The organism is Gemmatimonadota bacterium (assembly GCA_016714015.1).
Lineage (GTDB): Bacteria > Gemmatimonadota > Gemmatimonadetes > Gemmatimonadales > Gemmatimonadaceae > Pseudogemmatithrix.
Genome location: JADJNZ010000004.1, coordinates 680,278 through 700,448, shown reverse-complemented (window position 1 = coordinate 700,448; position 20,171 = coordinate 680,278). Strand labels below are relative to the sequence as shown.

The window sequence follows — 20,171 nt, the reverse complement described above, 5'->3', positions numbered from 1 at the left end:
ACTACGCCACCATCCCCTCAAAGGCTTTGAAGTACATCGTATGAACGCATTCTCGCTCGAAGGCATCCTCGCAGCGCTCGCAAGCGCGAATCAGCGAGCCACATATGGCGCCGTGGGCGGTCTGATCGGTCGCATTCCACGTTCCGTCATGCAGGGACGCCCGCGAGACCCCTTGCACTCCTGGGTGGTAAGCGTCGACACTGGCCTGCCGAGCGACTACGCCACACACGAGCTAGACCCGCACATCGCGGCGAACCCGTCGATTCTCTCTACCGCACAGGAGTTGCGTTCTTGGCTTGCATCGCGAGGAGGCTAACGACGCTTGCTGCCGACGGCCGGGCTTCGGCAGCGGGTGGGCGGCCCCGCCTTCAGTCTTGGGGAGTGGGGCGTGGCCGCCCACCCGCATGCCATTATAACGGCCGCAGCAGAAGCAAACATTTTCCCGACTTCAAGAGTCGCTGATATGCAAGTAGCCCTAGACCGCATGAAGCAGCGTTACGAGATAGACCGCAGCGACTCGGACGTCGCCGCCTTTTATGCATTGCTGTACACCGGAGAGCTAATTACCAAGCTGCTTGTGGCTTCCCTCCATGCGGCGGTGCAGGAGGACCGCGATCGCTCTCGCTATGGCATCGCGCACACGTTAGTTCGCGCAGGCGGCATCGGCGAGTGGGCGACAGCTCTTGACCAGCTACTCTTTGGCCCGGCGTCTCAGTTGCTCGACGAAGCCCTACGTCCGACCCACCGGCAACTGACGAGCAGGCCCGCACCCGGCTCCTGGGAACGTAAAGCTCTCGAAGAGCTCGCTTCAGCGGCGAAGCTCATGGGCGTTGATGACATTCGACTTACTGAATCAACGCCGCTCAGGCAATGGTTCCACTGGTTTGCTGCCCTTCGCAACAAGACACGTGGACATGGCGCACCCCTACCCAAGGAGTGCCACTCCGCTGCTCCTCTGCTTGAAAGCTCAATCGAGGCACTGGCGACGCAGCTAGGCGCATGGAACCTCCCTTGCGCCTTTCTTCACCGGAACTTGTCTGGGAAGTTTCGGGTTTCGATGATTGGCGGCGACTCCGCGCCCTTCGAGCACCTTAAGAGCACCGCTGAAGTAAACCTATCAACCGGTGTGTACCTATTTTCGCCGCTCAGCAGAAGTTGGCTTCACGTCGATTTGTTGTTCGCCGACGCTGATCTGACCGACTTCGAGCTTCCCAACGGACAGTTCCGCGGAAAGGAGTTCGAAAGCATCTCTTACACTTCGAACTCACGTTCACGTCGCGACGGCACTCACCTGTTGTCCACACCGCAGGCTTTACCATCGAGCGGGACGCAAGGGCGTGCCGCATTGGAAGTGCAAGGCACACTGCTCGCCAATTTTCCTCCTCCCCCCGCCGACTACGTTACCCGCGCGCACCTCGAAGAGCGCCTAGCCGGAATGTTGATTTGCGAGCGACATGAGATCGTGACGCTTGCGGGTCCTGGAGGCGCGGGCAAGACGTCAGTCGCGCTGCAGGTGCTGTGGAATCTCGCGCACCGCACGGACTCTCGCTTTTCCTCTGGTGTGTGGTTCAGTGCACGAGACATCGACCTCCTTCCGAGCGGACCCAAGGAGGTGCGCCCTCACGGCGTACTTCTTGATGATTTTGCGCGCAGTACGTGTCGCTCATGGAACCACAAGAGCGGTTGGGTAAGGGTTCAAACCAGCAGCCTATTTGGCCGAATGCTTGAACAAGGGGCCACTTGGGCCCACTCTCTTCGTGTTTGACAACTTCGAGACTGTATCGAACCCAAACGAGCTCTTTCGCTGGATTGACACCTACATTCGCCCACCGAACAAGGTGCTGATCACGACGCGAACACGTGATTTTGTCGGAGACTACCCAATTGAGGTACTGGGAATGACCGAGTCAGAGGCGCGTGAGCTTATTCGCACGACAGCACAGCGTCTTGGAGTAGCTGACTTGCTCAGCGCGGCCTACGTGACGGAGCTCGTTTCCGAGTCTGGGGGGCATCCCTATGTATTGAAGATTCTCCTTGGAGAGGTCCGCAGCGCAGGGCGAGCCTCGAAACCGGAGCGGATCGTAGCTGACAAGGAGCACATCCTCGTCGCCCTGTTTGAGCGTACGTACTCATCGCTCTCGCCTTCGGCTCAGAGACTGTTCTTGCTACTGTCTCGATGGCGTTCAGCAGTACCAGTGCTCGCGCTGGAGGCCGTTTCCCTGCGAAGTGCAGAAGAGCGGCTTGACATTCGGGCTGCCCTCTCGGAGCTAACGCGATTCTCGCTTGTTGAGGAGTGGGGCACTCCCGATTCTGACGAGACATTCGTAAGCGTCCCGCTTGCAGCGACGCGCTTTGGTCAGAAGAAGCTGAACGCGAGTCCTTGGAAGGCCACGATTGAGCTGGACTTCCAGCTACTCCAGCTTTTTGGAGCTGCCAGCCGTGCCGAGTCTCAAGCTGGAGTTCTACCTCGCATCCATCGGCTCTTGAGTGCTCTCGCGCGCGAAGTAGCCGCCGGGAGGTCTGATCTTCATGCTCATCGGGCGATGCTGAGCTTCATTGGGTCACGGGCTCCGGCGTCGCTTCCAGAGATTGCTCGGCTCTTCGTTGAGGAGGGGAGCGCTTCCGGCCGCAGGATCGCAATCGACTATCTCAGGCAGTTCATTGAGAGCGGCGATTCCTCACTGTCCCATGCTGAAGTGTGGCAGCAGATAGCGTCGCTCAGTCGCGCCGCCGGCGACTCCGTCAACGAACTCCGGGCCTTGGCGGAGCTGGCCACCGCACGTGGAGCGGATGCCCAGCAAGTGAGTCGTGCTGCGTTTGCGGTAACCTACCTGCTTACCGAAGCTCGAAAGGAGGGACGATCACTTGTCGACAATGACGAGAGGCGCCTTCTGCTCACCGCCATTTCACGCAGCCTAGAGTCTTTGCTGGACGACTTGAACGCAACGGATCACTCGCGCTTGGCATGGATCTACCTTTCTCTTGGCAACGAGGCGCGTGCGCGCGACGTGGTCGCTCTAGGTGTGCAGTTGGAGCCTGAGAACAGCCACTGCCGAAGTCTCGCACACAAGCTCGGAGTGCCAATTCCCTAGTGCTGGCGCGCGTGCGGGCGAACGACACTTCCTCCCGATGGCCGCGACTGGGGATTGCTCGAGTCTAGCCGCGGACCTCGTCTCGCTCGGTGTCGAGTCCCCATCCTCTAGCAGTTCTGGGTCGCGCACCACAGACGGAAGCGCGCCATCCACAGAATCCCGTGAAACCAGGGTCAGCCGCGGGGAACTGCCATGGCGACTTGCTCACCTAATATCCACCCCTTCTCCCGGAGAGTCATCCACGCACGACGCAAGATCTCTTCGCGGAACGCCCTCTCCTGACCACCGCGATCCTCCGGTGCGATCTCGCGCCGCGGTTCGATACCGAGCGCGGCCAGTCGCTCACGGGCCAATCGCATCGTGCGTTCGCGATCGCGGTAGTACTGGGTCCCACGAATCCGCACGAACCGCCATCCCGCGCGCTCCAGAACGGCCTGGCGCGCGAGGTCATCCTCGATCTTCTCGAACCCGTGATAGCGATCGCCGTCGCACTCGAACGCGACCCGCTTGTCACCCGCGTGCACGACGAAGTCTAGTCGATACCTGCCAACTACAACCTGGGGCTGCACGTCGTATCCTGCAACAACCAAGTCGTTGAGAACAGCCTTCTCGAAATGCGACTCGGTGAGGGCCATGTTCGCGGCCACCTCTCTTTGGATCGCATCCGGATTGCGAACGTGTTCGATCAGGCGCCGGCGAAGGTCGCCCTGCTGAAGGTCCCGATTCGGATCTAGCGAGTGGACGAGCCAGAGTTGGTCCTGCGCTCGGCTTGCCGCGACGTTGTAGCGTTGCCGAGTCGCGGGTTGTGCGCTGAGAGTGTGGACGCCATCCGAGGGCGAGTCCACCATGGAGAGGAAGATGACGTTGCGCTCATCACCTTGGAACTGCGCCGAGTTGCCGGCCGCGAAGCGGCACCGATCCAGTGTGACGGCACCCACGAGTTCGAGCGCGAGGTCCTGAATTAGCTTGGATTGCTCGTCACCCAGAAGAGTGATCGCGCCGAATGTGGCCCCGGCGTATCGCGGATGCTCCAGCGCGGCCTTCAGGAGCGCCGCGATGAGCCGGGCTTCTGACAGGTTGACCTTCGCTCGACCGTCCCTCAGGCCACCAGTGGACGCATCGGCGATGACCTCCACAACGTGCGGACGAGGCACCCGGGTCGGATCACGGAGCGGTCGGATCGTGCCACCGTATGAGAGCTGATTGGAGAACTCGATGATGTCCGGGACGCATCGAAAATGCTCGCGAAGCGCGATCGTCCCGCCGAAGCACTGTCCAGCCAAGTCGTAGAGTGACGTCTTCGCATCGTAGGTCTCGGCGTTCGGAATGCCTGTGAGGTACTGAAGGCGCAGGGCGGTGATCGCGTCGACGTTCTGCCCCACTGCTAGCGGGTTCATCTGCTGGTCGTCACCTACAACAACCACGGACTTGCCGAGATACCATGCCAGCAGGCCGAGGACATCTGACTGACTTGCCTCGTCGACGATGACCACGTCGAAGCGCTCCCTCGACAGATCGATACTCTCCGCCACCCGACTCAATGGCATGATCCAGACCGGCACCGCGTCGCGGGCCATAGAGAGCTGACGCCGTGCCGCCACCTGAAGCTCGGGCACACGCTTGCCCGTACCCTTTCCAATCTTGTTCTGGATCTGCGTTCATCTCTGCAGCGCCTGCTGAGCTGGCAGGGTCACACGCCTGACTTGCCCCAGCCACGCGCGCTGGTCGATGAGGTTGACCATGGTCGCGCGAAGCGTCCGTTGCAGGTCGTGCAGGCGCTCCATGAGGGTGGTCTCGTCCAGCGCCGCGCGCCGATCGAGTTCCTGCGCAAACTGCCGCCACCGCCACGCGGTCGCGGCGTCTCCCGGGACCGTCGTGAGGCCATGCACTTCCTTGCGAGTGCGAATGGCCTGCGCCCAAGTGGAGGCAGCAGCGCCGAGCTGCTCTAGCAGGGCCGTGCGACGTCGTGCGAACTGCGCGCTAGATCGAAGGCGCGACAGCTGTGCCAGCGCCTCGCCGTAGCGAACGGGGTCCGCTTGTTCGACTGCCTCTCGTAACGAGCGCACGACGGGGCCACTGTACCGAACGAGCTCGTCCCGGACGGCGGTGAGGATTCGTTGCGCGCCGAGCCTTCGCACGAGCGCGAGTCGGGCCTGGATGTGCGTTCGGACATGGACGGTCGACAGCGTGACGTCCTGCTCGAACGGAACGGCCGGCGCGAGGAAGGCGACCTGGTGTTGCCTGAACGCCTCCCAGCGGAATCCGACCGCCTGCAGGTGAATCGCAATCTCCCCCCAGCGGCGCTCCCACCATCCCAGCGAGTCGCGGATCTGCGCCGAGTAACCGGTCAGCACCTGCTCACGGGGTGCGGCGATGCCATCGAGTGGTGGAAGACCGGCCGGCTCCCCGTTCTTGCGCCAGGCTCTCGCAAGGGACTGCCGCTCCAGCTCGAGTTCGAGCGCCTGGGCGATCGCCCGGAGCTCAGCTGCGGATCTCGGCTCACGTCCCTGCACACGAACCGACTTCAGGAACTGCCGCCATCGTCCCTTGAAGATCACCCGTAGCGATCCTGTGCCACCGCCGTTCTGAACGTGAGTGGTGAGCTCGCGTGCGACCGCGAGGGCCTGATCCGCAGGCCATGATGCTAGGCCAGAGATCTCCGGTTCATGTTCGTTGAGCTGCATGAGCGTCCGGCGCCACATCGCAGCCGCGGACTCGATGCGGTCCGCCAGAGCTTCCCAAAGTGCTCGAGAAGGATCGCTGGAGTGCCCCGCGCCCACAAGCACACGCTGCCACGCGAGCTTCGCCTCGAACTCAAGGGCAAACGACGAGAGCGCGCGATCGCACGCCTCAAGCCCCTCGCGCTCGTCCTCAGAAAGCACGTCGGCAAACCAGCGTGAGGGCTCTACCTCGATCGCGGCGTAGAGTGCGCTCGAACACGACTCGAAATCGCTTAGCTCGGGAAGAGCACTCGAATCCGGCAAACCGGCCATGATCTCATGCTCCTCCTCGTTCGAGATCAGGCCGTTGCTCTCGTACAGCCACCGTAAATCCTCATCCGAAAGGGGCAGCGGTGCCCTGGGTCCACACGACCCTCGATCCAGCCGTGGCCCGGACCCATCTCGACAAGCCAACGGGCCCCTTCGGCGGGCGCGACCGCGTCACCTCCGACCGCTAGTGCGCGGTACTCGGCCTCACGCACGGTGCGGAGATCATCGGTGCACTGAGCCACTGCCGCGAGCAGCCGCTCCCGCTCTCGCGACAACTGCCGCTCGCGTTCCGCGAGGGCCGGCGCACTGCTCTGGGTGAGGCGTGAGAGAATCGCGCGTACTGCCTGCTCGAGCTGCTTGCGGCTCTCGGCGTCGTTGTCCAGCAACGCCAGGCAGAGCGGCTGTAGCAGGGGTTCGACCTTGTCACGGAGTACCGAGAGAGCCTTCGTCGTGTGACTCGTGACGAGGACCCGCTTGCCCTCCGAGACCAGATGCCCGATGAGGTTCGCAATCGTATGGCTCTTTCCGGTGCCGGGCGGTCCTTGCACCAGCACGGCCCGATAGCGCGCCAGCGCCTGTGCAATCTGAACCTGCTCTTCATTCGCGGGCTTGCTGAGCAGAATGTCGGGCGGTTCGCCCCAGGGTGAGTAGTCAGGAAGACCTGCGAGCGGATCGACGTTCAGTCGGTCGATCCCGACCAAGCGTGCGAGCCCGACCGGGATCTCGCCGCCGCCGACGATGTCGTTGAGCACACGCGAGATGGCAGCCGCAAACCCGGCACCCCGAACCCGAAGCAGCAGCATGGGGTCATTGACGAGGTGCGGCTCGTCGATCGGGTTCCGAGGTGACCAAGACTCGTGGTACTCGCCCCTGGCGTGCAGGAGTAGGGCGATCCGACGGAGATACTCTGGTGTCGCGGCGGACTCCAGTGGATGGTACTGCCGCGCACTCAGTTCGTCGCGCAACGCGGTCGAGTCGAGCGGTCCCATGCCTCCGCTGCCTATCGCCAGGACCGGGAGGTAGAGTTCTGGTTCCTGATCCGCGTCGACGATGCTGATCGAAGGTCCAGACGGGTCGAATGCCAACTCCACTCGCTGCAACAGGATCGGGTGGTCGACTTCGCCGATGGCGGGCGCCTTCCACACTAGGCGCCCTGTCGCAATGAGCAGCTCAAGGCGCTCGCCTTCCTGCGCCATTCGCGCACGCAACGCGAACAGTCGCTCGAACACCGCTATCGCGTTCCGGCACGGACGCTCCGACGTTGCCCACCGGTCCCACTGTTCTCGCCACGTTCGGAGGTCCGCGGCGCGACTCGAACTCGCTGTGAACAGCTCAACCGCGCCGCCATCCTTCGATGGGACGTTGCGTTCGTCTATGACTGTCGGTGCCGCGCCTTCTGGCTCCTCCCATCCAGGATTGAGCCAGTCCACAAGACTTGGCGGCGGCGCCGGCGCCGGCGTCGAAGCGGGCCGGCGAACGCTCAGAAGAGGCCGCTCGGCACCCTCGCTCGCGAGCGCCTCGGTCGCCGACGCCAGCTGCACCGTGCCAAGCTGGATGGCGGGGTGAACCGGGAGGTCCTTGATCCGGATGACTTCCGGATGCCCCCGGAAATCGTACGTCGCCGGGGCCTTGCGCTCAGCGTAGGCCCGAAGGAACTCAAATAGTTGGTGGACGCGCGTCCTCGCGACGTCCGCCCCCTCTTCAAGAGGCCGCTCGGACGTATTGGTCATTGGGACGGCTCGGACGCGGTCAAAAGAGCAACCGATACAGGAGCAGCGCGGCTAAGACGCTCAGGAAGGTCTTCAGCCAGTCAGGAATGCTCCCGCGGGTTTGCGCGGCCATCGGTACGCTCGTCCGAGTCGCAGGAGATACTTGAGAGCCCTGCAGCAGCGGAACCGAAGGGCCGTGGCTCGGCGCGGAATGCACGAAGCCACTTCCGATCTGAGCTGCACCACCTGAGATGGCAGGTAGGTGCGAGACGGAGTGTTGCTCCTCAAGCAGTGACCGTACGTGATGCTGCAGCGCAGCCTGCCCAGGAAATCCGCTGCGATAGGACAGCTCGTGATCAACGGCCCGAAGCACTCCAGGATCATCGCTCCTGGATGCGACAAGTGTCCCGCAGCGCAGCAAGGTTTAGATCCTTGAACGGACGCCAGTCGAGCGGTAGTCCATTTGCCGGGTGCGCCATTCGATCGATTGCCTCCGAGAGAAGCCCGCTGACCAGATCGTACAATTTGGCGACGACGGCCCGGATCCGAACAGGGGGCTGATGCTGATGAGAGCGTGTGGGGAGTATCCCTGACCGTCCTCAGCCGAGAGTCAAGCGCAGGCGCATTTCGGACTCGGGGCTGATCGTGGACAACCGGATGTGCCGCGCTTGGGCCTATCCCCCGAGCAGTCCTCACCCGCCAGTTGTCCACATCGCGCTCTCGATGACCCCTAGAATTTGTCATAGGTGTGGCTGTCAGTCCACCGAGCTACGTTGACCTGTGTTCGCGACATGCCACTTCCTGAACCCGTCCGATGACCGACTACGCCGACACCCTCAAGGAACACCTGTCGGAATACAAGGCCCGGCACTGGCCGGGCTCCCCTGACGGCATTTACCGGGGCAACGGTCGGGCTTACGCGCACGTTCTCCCCGAGTCGCTCCTTCGAGAGAACATTCTCGCCTCTCTCCGTGACGAGTTCTGGGAGTACTTCGAGGCGAACCGGCGGGAACTCGCGCTCCACACCGACTTCCACCACCTGAACTCCTCGCAGGCGTTAACCTTCAATCTCTTCTTCCCGTGGATGCGAGAGGACGCAACTCGCGGCCCCCTATTCGATGCGTTGGGACTCAGGGCAGGGGCGGTGAGCCGCTGGCACTTCGAGTGGATCCACGAGCCCGCCGAACGCACGTCGTTCGATGTCTTCGCAGAGTACGCCGACGGCGCTCGGCTCTTCGTCGAGGTGAAGCTGACCGAGGCGCACTTCGGGATGGCCCAGGCAGATGAGTCGCATCTGCGGAAGCGCATGGACTACCTGCCGAAGTTGGCGGAGAAGGTCCGGCCTGAGTTCCTCGAAGAGGCCCACTTCCTGCTCCACTATCAGCTCTTCCGAAATCTCAGCCACGTGGACCCGGCTCGAGGTGACCGACTGGTCCTTCTCGTACCCGAGGCGAACGCTTTCACGTGGAGCCAGGCGAACGGCTTCCTTGACTGGCTGTTGCCAGCCGCGAGGGCGTCAGTGCGCGTCGTGCCGACAGAGGCCCTTGTCGCGCGCTTGTGGGAGATGGCGCCGGAGACCGGCGGATCATTCGTGACTCATGTGGCGCAGTTGCGGGAGAAGTACCTCCCCGTGTCGAGTCCGCCGGCGCCTCAGGCGCCGGCGTAGCCGCTTGCTCTCGCCGGATTCTTGGGATGGTCGATTGACGCGACGAGCGGCCCGCACCGAATTCCCCTTCCGATGAACGCCGAAGAGACCCGTACCGAGCTGCCTCACGTCACCGCTGCTCCTGAACGAGGCCTCCCCTACAACGGGTGGAGAGCGCTGGTTCGCAATGGTCCGCGCTACGGCGCGTACGAGCGCGCACGCCGGTGGGGCGTTCTTCCGATCGCGACCGAGTGCTTGTGCTGCCGCGCGGCGCTCCCCTTGAGCGCGATCCCTTACCACGCTGAGGAGTACGGCCCCACCCACGAGGACTTCTGGCAATCGTGCGTTCCGATGTGTCACCGATGCCACGCCTGGCTGCACGCGCGCTTCGTGATGCCCAACCTCTGGAAGCTGCTCGTTTCGCAAGGGGCCGACGGAGCCGTCGACGAGGACCTGTTCCCGCCACGCAAGGGAATGGCCAAGATCCGCCGGCGCAAGGATATCGCGACGCAAGCTCTTTCCCAGCATGCCAACGACTACTTCGGTCGTCTGTCGACAGAGGAGTATCGAGGGCCGTGGAAGGCGGCGACGTTGCTCGTGCGGCCACTCGCTGGAGACCGACCGATCGAGGTGCCTGACTGGGAGGTTTACGGTGAGCGACTCGAGTGGGCGCACTCCGATGAGCGGCGCGAGCTGCTCCGAAGGGGGATACCAGTGGATCCGTTCCTTTCGGGTCGAATCGCCATCGAACGCGATTCCGCCGGTCGCTTGTGGTACGATCCCCTGTACCGAGCAAGCGGGTGGAGGCGACCGTTCCGCCGCGTCGCGGCGGCGAAGTGATCTCGCTGAAGCTTCTGGACGTTCCGTTCGTGTTGTCGCGAGCGGGTAGGGCATCTCAAGCTTTCGGGAGAATGACAATGTTCGCGGTCGGAGCTCGAGTCATGAAGTTCATCTGCGCACTCGCGCTGGTTGCGGCGAGCGGGTCGGTCATCGAGTGCCAGTCGCGCGAAGAGCTCGCGGCGAGGATCCAGGCACTGGAAGCCAGAGTCGTGACACTCGAGCAGCGGATCGCCGCGTTGGAGGGGGCGCGATCGAACATTCGTGAGGGCGCGACCGGCGCGCCCTCTACGAGTTCCGATCTGTCTCAGGACTTGACCAACTGGCGACGTCTTCGCCGAGGTATGACCATGGATCAGGTAAGGAGGATCCTGGGCGAGCCACGGCGTATCTCTGGGGGAATTGTCACGTACTGGGAATACGTGAACGGGCGGGTCGAGTTCTTGAACGATCGTTTAAGTGCTTGGACGGAGCCTTGATCTCGAACGCCGCAAGGACCGGGTCGAGCGCATCTGAAGAGACTCGCGGGGCACCACAAACATTCCAGGCGACCCCGTGACCCGCTCGGTCTTCCCCTTCTTCACCACCTTCGACCCCGTCGGCACGAGCGAAGGCACGCTCGACCCGATGGGCCTCTACCAGACCGCCGACCAACTCGCCGTCCGGCTCGTCCCGGCCGTGCGCGAGCGCATGCAGCGCATCCGCTTCCTGACCGCGATCGCGGTCGGCACGCGGGTCATCGAGGAGTTGAAGGGTGACCCCGCTCGGCTCGATTCGTCGCCGTTCCTCGTCTGGGAGTGGTTCGTGGTGGAGGCGTTCGTGCGATCCGCTGCCGCGGTGCCCTTGGCGCAGGGCGTGGCGGGGGTGCAGGTGGTCCGGCGGGCTTTGGACAACTACAAGCACGTCGACGCGGCGACCTATCTCAAGACGCCTCGCGTCTTCGGCTTCCACGGGATCTACAAGCGGCTGGCGGTGCACCTCGGCATCACGGACGTCCACCTCGACCTGCGAGAGCAGGGCAGTGCGTTGGTCGAGGCCTGGATGGATGACTACCCCGACGGTGGCCGGACAGGGGCTGAGGCGCTCATCAAGAGCTGCGCGGCCGCGGTGAGGCGCGGACTCGAACGGCGTCCTCCGCGCTCCGTCGACGTCTTCTCGGTGACCGAATGGGAGGCCCTCGCCAGAGCCTTCCACCCGGACCGGCTTGGACGACGAGAGAAGCGACTGTTGCGGGAACTGCTCCTCCGGACCGGCTCGCAGGCTGTTGGCGCGCTCGCGCCCATATGGAACTGCCTCGACGGGCTCGACAAGGAGGCGCCGGATCAGGAGGTCTTGAGCGTTCTCGCCTCCCGCGCGCCGGAGTACGCCGGGCTGGTGGGGGCGATCGACGCCTTCGAGCGGTTCGCGCGCGGCCTGCAGGACGCCTTCGACTGTCTGCGACATGCCGGCGGCCGCGGCGGCACGCTCGAACTGCTCTCGCTGCACGATCGGTCGGACTTCGTGGAGCTGTCTCGCGAGCTCCCCACGCGGTTCGGGGCGGCGGAGCGAGCATTCGTTGCCGAGGCGCTGCCGCAGGGGCCTGCCTTCGCAGCCCGGTTCGGGGTGTTCGGATCACCGCTCGCGCCACTCGCGCTGGCGAACGAACTCCTTTCCCACCACCTGCGGATCCAGCGGGACAAGTCGGCCGGGGGAAGCGGTCGTGGTTCGAACCGATGGGTGATGATCGGAGGTACTGGCGGCCGCGCTACCAGCTGCCCGAGTGGCAGCCGAGCCCGGAGCGATACGTCCACGACTACCGGTGCGCGCCCATCCGACGGTTCCGCGAGGATCTCACATGAGCCGCCGTCGATCCGCCGCCACAGGCGCGATGCTCGATCTGTGGCGCCCGCCTGCCGACGCCGGGGACGCCCTCGGCTGCCTGGCGTCGACCTTCACCTTCGACTCGACCCTCTTCGAGGAGCAGTGTCTCGGTCGGTTCCTCGGCGTCGAGACGCTGACGGAACGGGACGGGCTCGTGTCGATGCTCGAGCGGGAGAACGCGCTCGGTGGGATCTTCGCCGGCGTCCTCGTCGATCACCAGCGCGCCGGTGTGAACCACTCCATGCGGTGGGACGTCCTTCCCGTGCGGATCACCGGGGGCATACAGCATGCCAAGCTCTCCGTGCTCGCTTGGCAGCGCCACGTCCGCGTGATCGTGGCATCCGCCAATCTCACCGAGCCGGGCTATCGGTCGAATCAGGAGATCGCGACGACGGTCGCACTGACGCCCTCCGAGGTGGACCGCGTCCTGTGGCAGGACGTGAGCCACTTCCTTCGCGAGCTGCTCGAGTTCACACCGTCGTGCGCGGCACGGTCGCGCGCCGAAGCGTTCCTGGCGCGAGTGGAGACCCTCATCGCCGACTGGGCACCGATCGCATCGCGACGCGACTTGCACCAGCGCCTGGTCTGCACGCTCCCGGCGCGTGGGACGGAGGTCGCGGCGCGGAGCACGCTCAGTGAGAGCCTCGCGCTCTGCCAGCGCCTTGGGGGATACTCGCCGACCCGCGTCGCGGTCGCCTCTCCGTTCTTCGATCAATCGGACCACGAGAGGACCGCGATGCAGGCGTTGGGGCGCGCGATGGGTCGCGGGACGCGGCGACGCGTGGAGCTCGCCGTCCCGATGGAGCACATCACGGATGCGACGCAAGCACGCGTGAAGGCGCCGCGGTTCCTGCTGACTCTCGCGCAGGAGTACGCGGACGAGGTCACCGTGACGGCCCTCCCTGCGGTGGATGAGGAGAAGAACCCGCGGGAGTGGCACGCGAAGATGCTCCGGCTGGCCGATGACGGGTACGTGGCGCTCATTGTCGGGTCGTCCAACTTCACGACCGCCGGGCTCGGCACCGATTCTCGCTTCAACGCCGAAGCCAATCTGCTCACGGTGATCCGGGATGGCGACCGGAGAGGTGATGCGGGGGCGTTGGAGGCCATCTGGCCGCCGACGACGACCGTGGCCGAACCCGGCGCTGCTGAGTGGATCGGGAGTGGTGACGAGGAGGGCACCGCAGGGCCCGAGTTGGACCGGATCCCCATGGGCTTCGTGTCGGCAACCTTCCACGCCGGTCCCCCGGACCGGATCGAGCTGGTCCTCGCGGAGAGTGCGCTCCCCGCGCAGTGGAGCGTGTGGGCCACGGGAGAGCCCGTGCGGCAGCTGGTGTCGTCGGATGACGCGATCGGTCCCGAGGGCCCCGGCTGCCGACATATCGCTTGGGTCGGCGCTTCGCCGCCCGACACGCTGATGGTGCGCTGGGACGACGACCGGAAGGGCATCCTGCCGGTGAACGTCGAGGACCCGAGCCGTCTCGCCGCGCCGGCTGACCTCGACGCCCTCGACAGCGAAGCGATGCTACGACTGCTGGCGGCGACGAATCCTGCGGCCGAACTCCGGCTCCTGCTGCGCGAACGCATCGCGGGCGACGAATCCGAGGATCTGCTCGACACCGCGCTCTCGCCCGAGCTGGACCCGCTCCGTCGCTTCGATCTCCGGGAGACCTTCCTGTACCGGGTGAGGGCCCGGGCGCGGCTGATGGAGGGTGTTCGCGCGAACCTTGAGCGCCCGGTCTGGAGCGCGACTGCCTTCGAGTGGCGCCTGCGCGGGATGATCGGACCGCAGGAGGTCGCGCGGCGGCTGGTGCGGGAAGCAGAGACTGCCGCCGATCCCACCGATGCGCTCTTCGCCGCGGCGGACCTCGTGATCGTCCTGCGGGAGGTCACGTTCCGCGACGAGCAGGGAGGACTCCCGGTGTCGCACGTCAGGCGCACCTTCTCGGCGTTCCGGAAGGAGCTGGCGCGGGACCTGGATGCAGCGCTGCGCCCGCTACGCCCGAGGATCGCCGCCAACGTGCTCGCCTTCTGGGACGGGATCGTGGAGGAAGCCAAGTGAGCCGCGTCAGATTCGCACCCGCCGAAGCCCTGCTGCTCGGCAGGAAGCTCAACGACCGCGTCGCGGAAGCCGACCAGCGCCGCCAGCGGACGGAGGTGGAGGAGATCCTCCGGCGCTTTCGGGAGCAGCCGGGCGTGATCCTGGCGGACGAGGTCGGGATGGGGAAGACCTTCGTCGCGCTCGGAGTCGCGGTGTCAGTCGCACTGTCGGAGGCGTCCGGCCCGGTGATCGTAATGGCACCTCCCGCCCTCCTCACGAAGTGGGCAGGCGACCTGAAGGCGTTCGCCGAGCTGTACGTGAGGATGCGACGGTGTGTGACGTCGCGGAGCGTCCCTCGGGCGGGCGGAGCCGGGGGACGGTCATCCGGTTCGGCGTCGCGCGGCACAGCATCGACTTGATGCGGCTCCTCGACGACGCGCCGCGCGAGCGGGCGCACCTCATCTTCCTCGCCCAAGGCGCCATGCGCCGCAAGCAGACCGACAAGTGGATCCGGCTGGCGCTGGTCGCCGAGACGCTTCGCCGCCACGCACGGGGAGGGGCGAAGCGGCTCATCGCGGTGAAGGCCCAGATCCATCGCTTCATGGCGCCCCTCATCTCGGCGCTGGGAGAGGAACGTCAGCACGACCTCGGCGAGCAGCTCTGGAATCATCTGCTTTCCAGCGCGCCGGAATCGTGGCGCGAGACGTACAACGCCGAGGTCACGGACCCGAAGGCGATGCTCCGGGACGATCCGGTCCCGAAGGCGATCGCGCGGGTGCTGCAGCGCGGTGACCTCGATCTGAAGCCGCTCGCGGATGCGCTCGCCGAGATGCCGCTCCGGGCGCGCGGCACGGAGGCGCAGGTCCGCGCGCGCATCAAGGACGTCCAGTCCAGCCTGCGCGAGCTCGAGGGCCGGCTGTGGGCCGATCTGCTCCATCAAGCGCGGTGGCGGTCCCCGCTGCTGATCCTCGATGAGGCGCACCACCTCAAGAACGTCGACGCCGGTCCCGCCCGTCAGCTCAAGCCGTTCGATGACACGGCAGAGCTGAGGACCGGGGACGGGGCGATGGCGAACGTCTTTGACCGCATGCTCTTCCTCACGGCCACCCCCTTCCAGCTCGGCCACAACGAACTGGTGAACGTCCTCAGCCGCTTCGCGGACGTGCGGAAGGGCCAGCCCGAACTTCCGGAGATCGAGCCCCTGCGCGCCGGCCTGAAGCAGCTGGGCGAGGCGCTGACGGCCACCCAGGAGGCCGCGCTGCGGTTCCAGAAGGCGTGGACCCGCCTGGAACTCGCACCCGACACGGATACCGAGGCATGGTGGGCCGCGACGAGTCGAGCGGAGCGGGAGCAGCTGACGCTCCACGAGCGCGCCTGCCGGGATGCCTACGAGGCCGTCGCCACCGCACGGGGCGAGGCGGAACGACTACTTCGACGCTGGGTGATCCGGCACGGGAAGGGTGTTCGGTGGGCCGGGACCGAGGTGGTGCGCCGCGAGCGGCAGGACGGCGCGCGGATGCTCGATGCCGCTCGGCGGGGCGGCCTCGAGATCCCCGGTTGATCGCGTGCTCCCGTTCTACCTTGCCGCCCGCAGCGCCGCACGGCCCTCGCAGGACCTGCTCGGAGAGGCGCTCTCCTCCTCATTCGAGGCGTTCCGGCACACGCGTCAGTCGCGGAGCGAGTTGCGGGACTCCGAGGGAGACGAGAAGGTCGAGGCGAGAGTGCTGTCCGAGGCCGCGTGGTACCTCAAGGCGTTCGACGACGCGATCGCCGGCTCGGCGCTGAAGGAGCATCCGAAGGTCGAGGCGACGGTCCGGCGCGTGGTCGAGCTGTGGGAGTCCGGGGAGAAGGTGGTCGTCTTCGCGTTCTATGTGCACACCTGCCGCGCGCTGCGGGTGCACATCAGTGCCGCGCTGGAGCAGCGGCTGATGGATGCCGTGCGGCGGCGGTTCGAGGCGGCGGGACTCCGGGCCGATGAGCGATCGGTCGAACGAGCCATCACCACCGCTCAGGACCGGTACTTCGACAAGCCGAAGAGCCCGGGACGACGGGCACTGGATGCTCGACTGGAGGCGCTGATCGACGGCGCAGCAGCAAGGGCGCGTGAGGCCGGGGCGCTGGACGGGATACGGGAGGAGCTGCTCGATGTGATGCGCCGGTTCCTGCGGGCCACCTCATCGCTGGCGCGGTCGTTCCCGCTCGAGCACCTGGACGACTGGGAGCACGAGGCGTGTGTCGATGCCTTCCTTGGGAGAGCGGACCGCTCCGGCGTGACCTGGCTGGCGAAGCTCGGGCGGTTCCTGCACTTCATCGCGGACGAGTGCGGTGCTGCCGAGCGTGCAGCCTACCTCGAGGCCATCGCAGACATCAAGGTGGGAGGCATCCAGGTCGAGGATGGGGAGGCCGACGGCACCCGTGTGGTGACCCTGGCGAACATCCAGGTCGCGATGGGGGAGACGAAGCGCGAGACGCGAGAGCGGCTCATGCGGGCGTTCAATACGCCGTTCTTCCCCGAGATCCTCGTGTGCAGCCAGGTGATGGGGGAAGGGGGTGGACCTGCAGCGGCACTGCCGGCATGTCATCCACCATGACCTGGACTGGAATCCGAGCACGATCGAGCAGCGGACAGGACGGATCGACCGGCTGGGGTGCAAGGCCGAGGGGACGAGCACGATCGTGACGGACCTGCCCTACATCGCGGGCGCGTCGGATGAGCGGCAGTACCACGTGATGACCGAGCGGGAGCGGTGGTTCCGGGTGGTGATGGGTGAGGATGCGGTGAAGAGCCTGATCACACCGGATGCGGAGTTGAGGGCGCCGTTGCCCGAGGCGGTGGTGGAGGGGTTGTCGTTCGATCTTTCGCTCTGAGGGGGCCGGGCACATCATGCGAGGCAGGTCGATTGTCCGGAATGCGGCAAGCGCCCTGAACATGCTAGGGTGCCGACGAGATGCGTCGGGTTGCATTCGAGCATCTCAAGTTGGTAGCGACTCGCCGTACTGCCGCGCATCTTTCCCCTCAGGCAGCCAGCAACTGCTTGCGCTTCGCCTGGTCGATCTACCCCACGCGCCGCTCGCGCTCACCATGTCAAGCTGTCTGGAGACGTCCTGGGATGCCGCTTCGACAGATCGCCGTTGATGACTTGCCAAAGCCGGGGCTGTTGGTGCGCTGCCGCACCCGCCGGCACATCGTCGAAGGCGTCACGCCATCCCATGATGGCGGCACCGACACCCTCGTCAGGCTCTCCTGCATCGAAGACGATGCCCTCGGCGACGTCTCCGAAGTCCTCTGGGAGCGCGAGGTCGCCGCAGAATTCATCGCCGACGCAGGCTGGGACCGCATCGGCGAACGTGGGTTCGATGCCCCGGGCCTCTTCGCCGCCTACCTGAATACGATCCGCTGGAATACGGTCACCGCCACGGACCCAGAGCTGTTCCAGGCCCCATTCCGCGCCGGCATCGAGGTGATGGCCTACCAGCTCGAGCCGCTCCGCAAGGCGCTGAAGCTGCCGCGCGTGAATCTGTTCATCGCCGACGATGTCGGTCTCGGCAAGACGATCGAGGCGGGGCTCATCCTGCGCGAGCTCATGCTGAGACAGCGCGTGCAGCGCGTCGTGGTGGCGGCACCGCCTTCCGTCGTACCGCAGTGGCGTGAGGAGCTCGAGCAACGCTTCGGCCTCACCTTCGAGGTCTATGACCGCGCCTACGTGCAGCGGCAGAGGATGGATCGCGGCTACGGCATCAACCCGTGGACGACCCACTCCCGGTTCATCATCTCGCACAGCTTGCTCTCTGACGAGTCGTACGCCAGTGGGCTGCGGGACTGGCTGGGCGAATCAGCTCCGGGAACGCTTCTGATCCTCGACGAGGCGCATCACGCGGCACCCGCGAGCGGTTCCCGGTACGCGATCGATTCGCAGTTCACGCGAACTATCCGTGACCTCGCAGGACGATTCGAGCACCGACTCTTCCTCTCCGCGACTCCACACAACGGGCACTCGAATAGCTTCGCCGCTCTGCTCGAGCTGTTGGATCCCCAGCGATTCACACGCGGGGTGCCGGTCAAGAGCGCCAAGGAGCTCGATGCGATCATGGTCCGCCGGCTGAAGGAGGACCTGCGGCAGCTTCAGGGCGGTTTCCCGCTGAGGCACGTACCGAAGATCTCCATCGATGGGCTCCTCCGGACGCTCCGGAGTTGGTCCTCGCCGCGAAGCTCGATGACCTCGACAAGCTGCGCCGCACGCGGCTCGAGGGGGCTCGGAAGACCGCGCAGGCGGCTGGCCGGCTGACGATCATCAACCTGCAGAAGCGGCTGCTCTCGTCACTTGAGGCTTTCGCTCGCACGGCCACTGTACACGCCGCCACGCTCGATCGAATGGTCGCGGCCGCTCCCGACTCCTCGATCGTGCAGGCGCAGGTATCGATGCGCGATCTGCTCCCGCCGGGATCGGACGACGACGAGGCGGAGGACTCTGAAGAGCGGCGCGACGCTTCCGAGGCCGACGCGATGGAGCGCGCGACGAAGGCATCGGCCGAAGGTGAAAGGTCGCTCCTGATGCGCGAGCGCGACCTGGTGCGTGAGATGGCCACCATCGCGGATGAGCACCGACACGCTCCGGACGCGCGCGTGCGAGCCCTCGTGGATTGGATTCGAACGAACCAGTGCCCCTACGGGACATCGACGAGGCCCACCGCGGAGGAGTGACCGCTGAGTGGGCGCCGCGCCGCGTGATCATCTTCACGGAGTATGCCGATACGAAGGGGTATCTAGTCCGGAAGCTTGAGTCGGCAATCGCCGGGACGGATCGAGCGGACGAACGCATCGCCGTCTTCCATGGTGGTATGGGCGAGGACGCTCGAGAGGCGGTCAAGCGCGCGTTCAATGAGGAACCCGAGCGCCATCCACTTCGGATTCTCGTCGCCACCGACGCGGCGCGGGAAGGTCTCAACCTCCAACATCATTGCGCCGACCTGTTCCACTTCGACCTGCCTTGGAACCCGGCGCGTCTGGAGCAGCGGAACGGTCGTATCGACAGAAAGGGCCAACCAGCAGCCGAGGTGCGCTGCCACTACTTCGTGCTGAAGCAGCGGCCAGAGGATCGCGTGCTCGAGACGCTTGTGCTCAAGACCGAGCGGATCCGGCAGCAACTGGGCAGTCTCGCTCCCGTGCTGGAGCGCGATGTCGAGAACCTGCTCGTGAAGGGGATCGCGCGCGATTCGGTCGACGAGCTCGTGCGGAAGATCGATGGTGTGGAGGCGGATCCTACGAAGAAGGCTCGCGCGCTCGAAGAGCTCGAGTCGTCTCGAGTCGCCAAACAGGACCTCGAGCGTCAGATCGACGTCCTGCAAGGGCTGCGCGACAAAGCGCAGGATCACCTGAACTTCCGCGAACCCGCATTCCGCGCCGCGCTCGACCGAGCACTCGGTCTCGCCGGTGTCGGTCCGCTGCGTGAAGCGGTCGAGCGCGACAGGACGGTCTGGCACGTGCCTATTCCGGCCAACGATCCGAGCTGGCAGGAGACGCTCGATACCCTCCGTCCGCCGCGCGACCGGAAGCAGGCCGTCGCTGAGTGGCGGAACCGCAGCAGCCTGCGCCCTGTGATCTTTCAGGACCGCGGGCTGGGAGACCCGGCTGCCGTGCACCTGCATCTCGAGCAGCGGCTGGTGCAACGGCTTCTTGGTCGGTTCACGGCCCAAGGGCTGGTGCAGTACGATCTGGCACGTGCCTGCGTGGGCTACGTCGAGGATTCGTTGCCCCGGGTCGTGCTGCTCGGTCGGCTCTCGCTGTATGGACCACAGGCAGGACGGCTGCACGACGAGATCATCGCCGTCGCCGCACGGTGGCGTCCACTCGCAGCGGAAGGCGCCGCTGGAGCCCTTCGCGGAGGGCGGTGTCGGCGAATCCAAGACGCTCGACCTGCTGGACCGGACTCTTCCGGAGGCCGATGCCCGGCCCGTTCCCGCGGAGGCCGCCGCGCGGCTCCGAGAATCGCTAGATGA

General features: G+C 65.4%; 14 protein-coding genes and 1 pseudogene. 11 read left to right on the top strand and 4 right to left on the bottom strand.

Features of this window, described 5'->3' with window-relative positions; translation table 11 throughout:
• The first annotated feature begins 388 nt into the window (after positions 1–388).
• Both IPJ78_10335 and IPJ78_10330 read left to right on the top strand, forming a co-directional pair.
• Complete coding sequence (locus IPJ78_10335) at positions 389–1,765, top strand: hypothetical protein (protein MBK7906945.1); 1,377 nt, start codon at positions 389–391, stop codon at positions 1,763–1,765.
• Positions 1,758–3,092 carry a hypothetical protein gene (locus IPJ78_10330; GenBank protein MBK7906944.1) on the top strand — a complete coding sequence of 445 codons (1,335 nt, stop codon included), beginning with the start codon at positions 1,758–1,760 and terminating at the stop codon, positions 3,090–3,092. Before IPJ78_10335 ends, IPJ78_10330 begins: the two co-directional genes overlap by 8 nt.
• 173 nt (positions 3,093–3,265) lie before the next feature.
• Here the strand turns inward: IPJ78_10330 and IPJ78_10325 are convergent, their stop codons facing one another.
• The 3 genes from IPJ78_10325 to IPJ78_10315 all read right to left on the bottom strand — a co-directional run bounded on the left by IPJ78_10325 (position 3,266) and on the right by IPJ78_10315 (position 7,812).
• A complete protein-coding gene (locus IPJ78_10325; protein MBK7906943.1) occupies positions 3,266–4,669 on the bottom strand; it encodes a DUF559 domain-containing protein in 1,404 nt (467 codons plus the stop codon).
• Between the two features lie 81 nt (positions 4,670–4,750).
• Complete coding sequence (locus IPJ78_10320; protein ID MBK7906942.1) at positions 4,751–6,085, bottom strand: hypothetical protein; 1,335 nt, start codon at positions 6,083–6,085, stop codon at positions 4,751–4,753.
• 26 nt (positions 6,086–6,111) lie between these two features.
• A complete protein-coding gene (locus tag IPJ78_10315; GenBank protein MBK7906941.1) occupies positions 6,112–7,812 on the bottom strand; it encodes an AAA family ATPase in 1,701 nt (566 codons plus the stop codon).
• A gap of 793 nt (positions 7,813–8,605) precedes the next feature.
• Between IPJ78_10315 and IPJ78_10310 the strand changes: the two genes are divergently transcribed.
• The gene (locus IPJ78_10310) at positions 8,606–9,457 is read left to right on the top strand and encodes a hypothetical protein (protein ID MBK7906940.1); all 852 of its coding nucleotides are present in this window, start codon (positions 8,606–8,608) and stop codon (positions 9,455–9,457) included.
• 72 nt (positions 9,458–9,529) lie between these two features.
• Positions 9,530–10,276 (top strand): hypothetical protein, encoded by a 747-nt coding sequence (locus IPJ78_10305; protein ID MBK7906939.1) that lies wholly within the window; start codon positions 9,530–9,532, stop codon positions 10,274–10,276.
• A 402-nt stretch (positions 10,277–10,678) separates the two neighbouring features.
• Here IPJ78_10305 and IPJ78_10300 read toward each other — a convergent pair whose 3' ends face one another.
• Entirely contained in the window at positions 10,679–11,716 is a 1,038-nt protein-coding gene (locus tag IPJ78_10300) for a hypothetical protein (protein ID MBK7906938.1), read from the bottom strand.
• 391 nt (positions 11,717–12,107) lie between these two features.
• Here IPJ78_10300 and IPJ78_10295 point away from each other — a divergent pair, with 391 nt between their 5' ends.
• From IPJ78_10295 to IPJ78_10265, 7 genes and pseudogenes are all read left to right on the top strand, one after another.
• A complete protein-coding gene (locus IPJ78_10295; protein MBK7906937.1) occupies positions 12,108–14,195 on the top strand; it encodes a hypothetical protein in 2,088 nt (695 codons plus the stop codon).
• The gene (locus IPJ78_10290; GenBank protein ID MBK7906936.1) at positions 14,192–14,593 is read left to right on the top strand and encodes a hypothetical protein; all 402 of its coding nucleotides are present in this window, start codon (positions 14,192–14,194) and stop codon (positions 14,591–14,593) included. The genes IPJ78_10295 and IPJ78_10290 overlap by 4 nt, the downstream gene beginning before the upstream one ends.
• Positions 14,593–15,735 (top strand): hypothetical protein, encoded by a 1,143-nt coding sequence (locus IPJ78_10285; GenBank protein ID MBK7906935.1) that lies wholly within the window; start codon positions 14,593–14,595, stop codon positions 15,733–15,735. Before IPJ78_10290 ends, IPJ78_10285 begins: the two co-directional genes overlap by 1 nt.
• A gap of 4 nt (positions 15,736–15,739) precedes the next feature.
• Positions 15,740–16,765, top strand: coding sequence for a hypothetical protein (locus IPJ78_10280; protein MBK7906934.1), 1,026 nt, complete (start codon positions 15,740–15,742; stop codon positions 16,763–16,765).
• A complete protein-coding gene (locus IPJ78_10275) occupies positions 16,725–17,042 on the top strand; it encodes a hypothetical protein (GenBank protein ID MBK7906933.1) in 318 nt (105 codons plus the stop codon). The genes IPJ78_10280 and IPJ78_10275 overlap by 41 nt, the downstream gene beginning before the upstream one ends.
• 242 nt (positions 17,043–17,284) lie before the next feature.
• Positions 17,285–18,876: pseudogene (locus IPJ78_10270) on the top strand (DEAD/DEAH box helicase).
• A gap of 23 nt (positions 18,877–18,899) precedes the next feature.
• Complete coding sequence (locus IPJ78_10265; GenBank protein ID MBK7906932.1) at positions 18,900–20,171, top strand: hypothetical protein; 1,272 nt, start codon at positions 18,900–18,902, stop codon at positions 20,169–20,171.

Coding starts and splice junctions, on each gene's coding strand:
- IPJ78_10325 (MBK7906943.1), bottom strand. CDS start 4,669: ATGGCCCGCGACGCGGTGCCGGTCTGGATCATGCCATTGAGTCGGGTG.
- IPJ78_10305 (MBK7906939.1), top strand. CDS start 9,530: ATGAACGCCGAAGAGACCCGTACCGAGCTGCCTCACGTCACCGCTGCT.
- IPJ78_10315 (MBK7906941.1), bottom strand. CDS start 7,812: ATGACCAATACGTCCGAGCGGCCTCTTGAAGAGGGGGCGGACGTCGCG.
- IPJ78_10320 (MBK7906942.1), bottom strand. CDS start 6,085: ATGGCCGGTTTGCCGGATTCGAGTGCTCTTCCCGAGCTAAGCGATTTC.
- IPJ78_10285 (MBK7906935.1), top strand. CDS start 14,593: ATGCGGCTCCTCGACGACGCGCCGCGCGAGCGGGCGCACCTCATCTTC.
- IPJ78_10295 (MBK7906937.1), top strand. CDS start 12,108: ATGAGCCGCCGTCGATCCGCCGCCACAGGCGCGATGCTCGATCTGTGG.
- IPJ78_10300 (MBK7906938.1), bottom strand. CDS start 11,716: ATGTCGCAGACAGTCGAAGGCGTCCTGCAGGCCGCGCGCGAACCGCTC.
- IPJ78_10310 (MBK7906940.1), top strand. CDS start 8,606: ATGACCGACTACGCCGACACCCTCAAGGAACACCTGTCGGAATACAAG.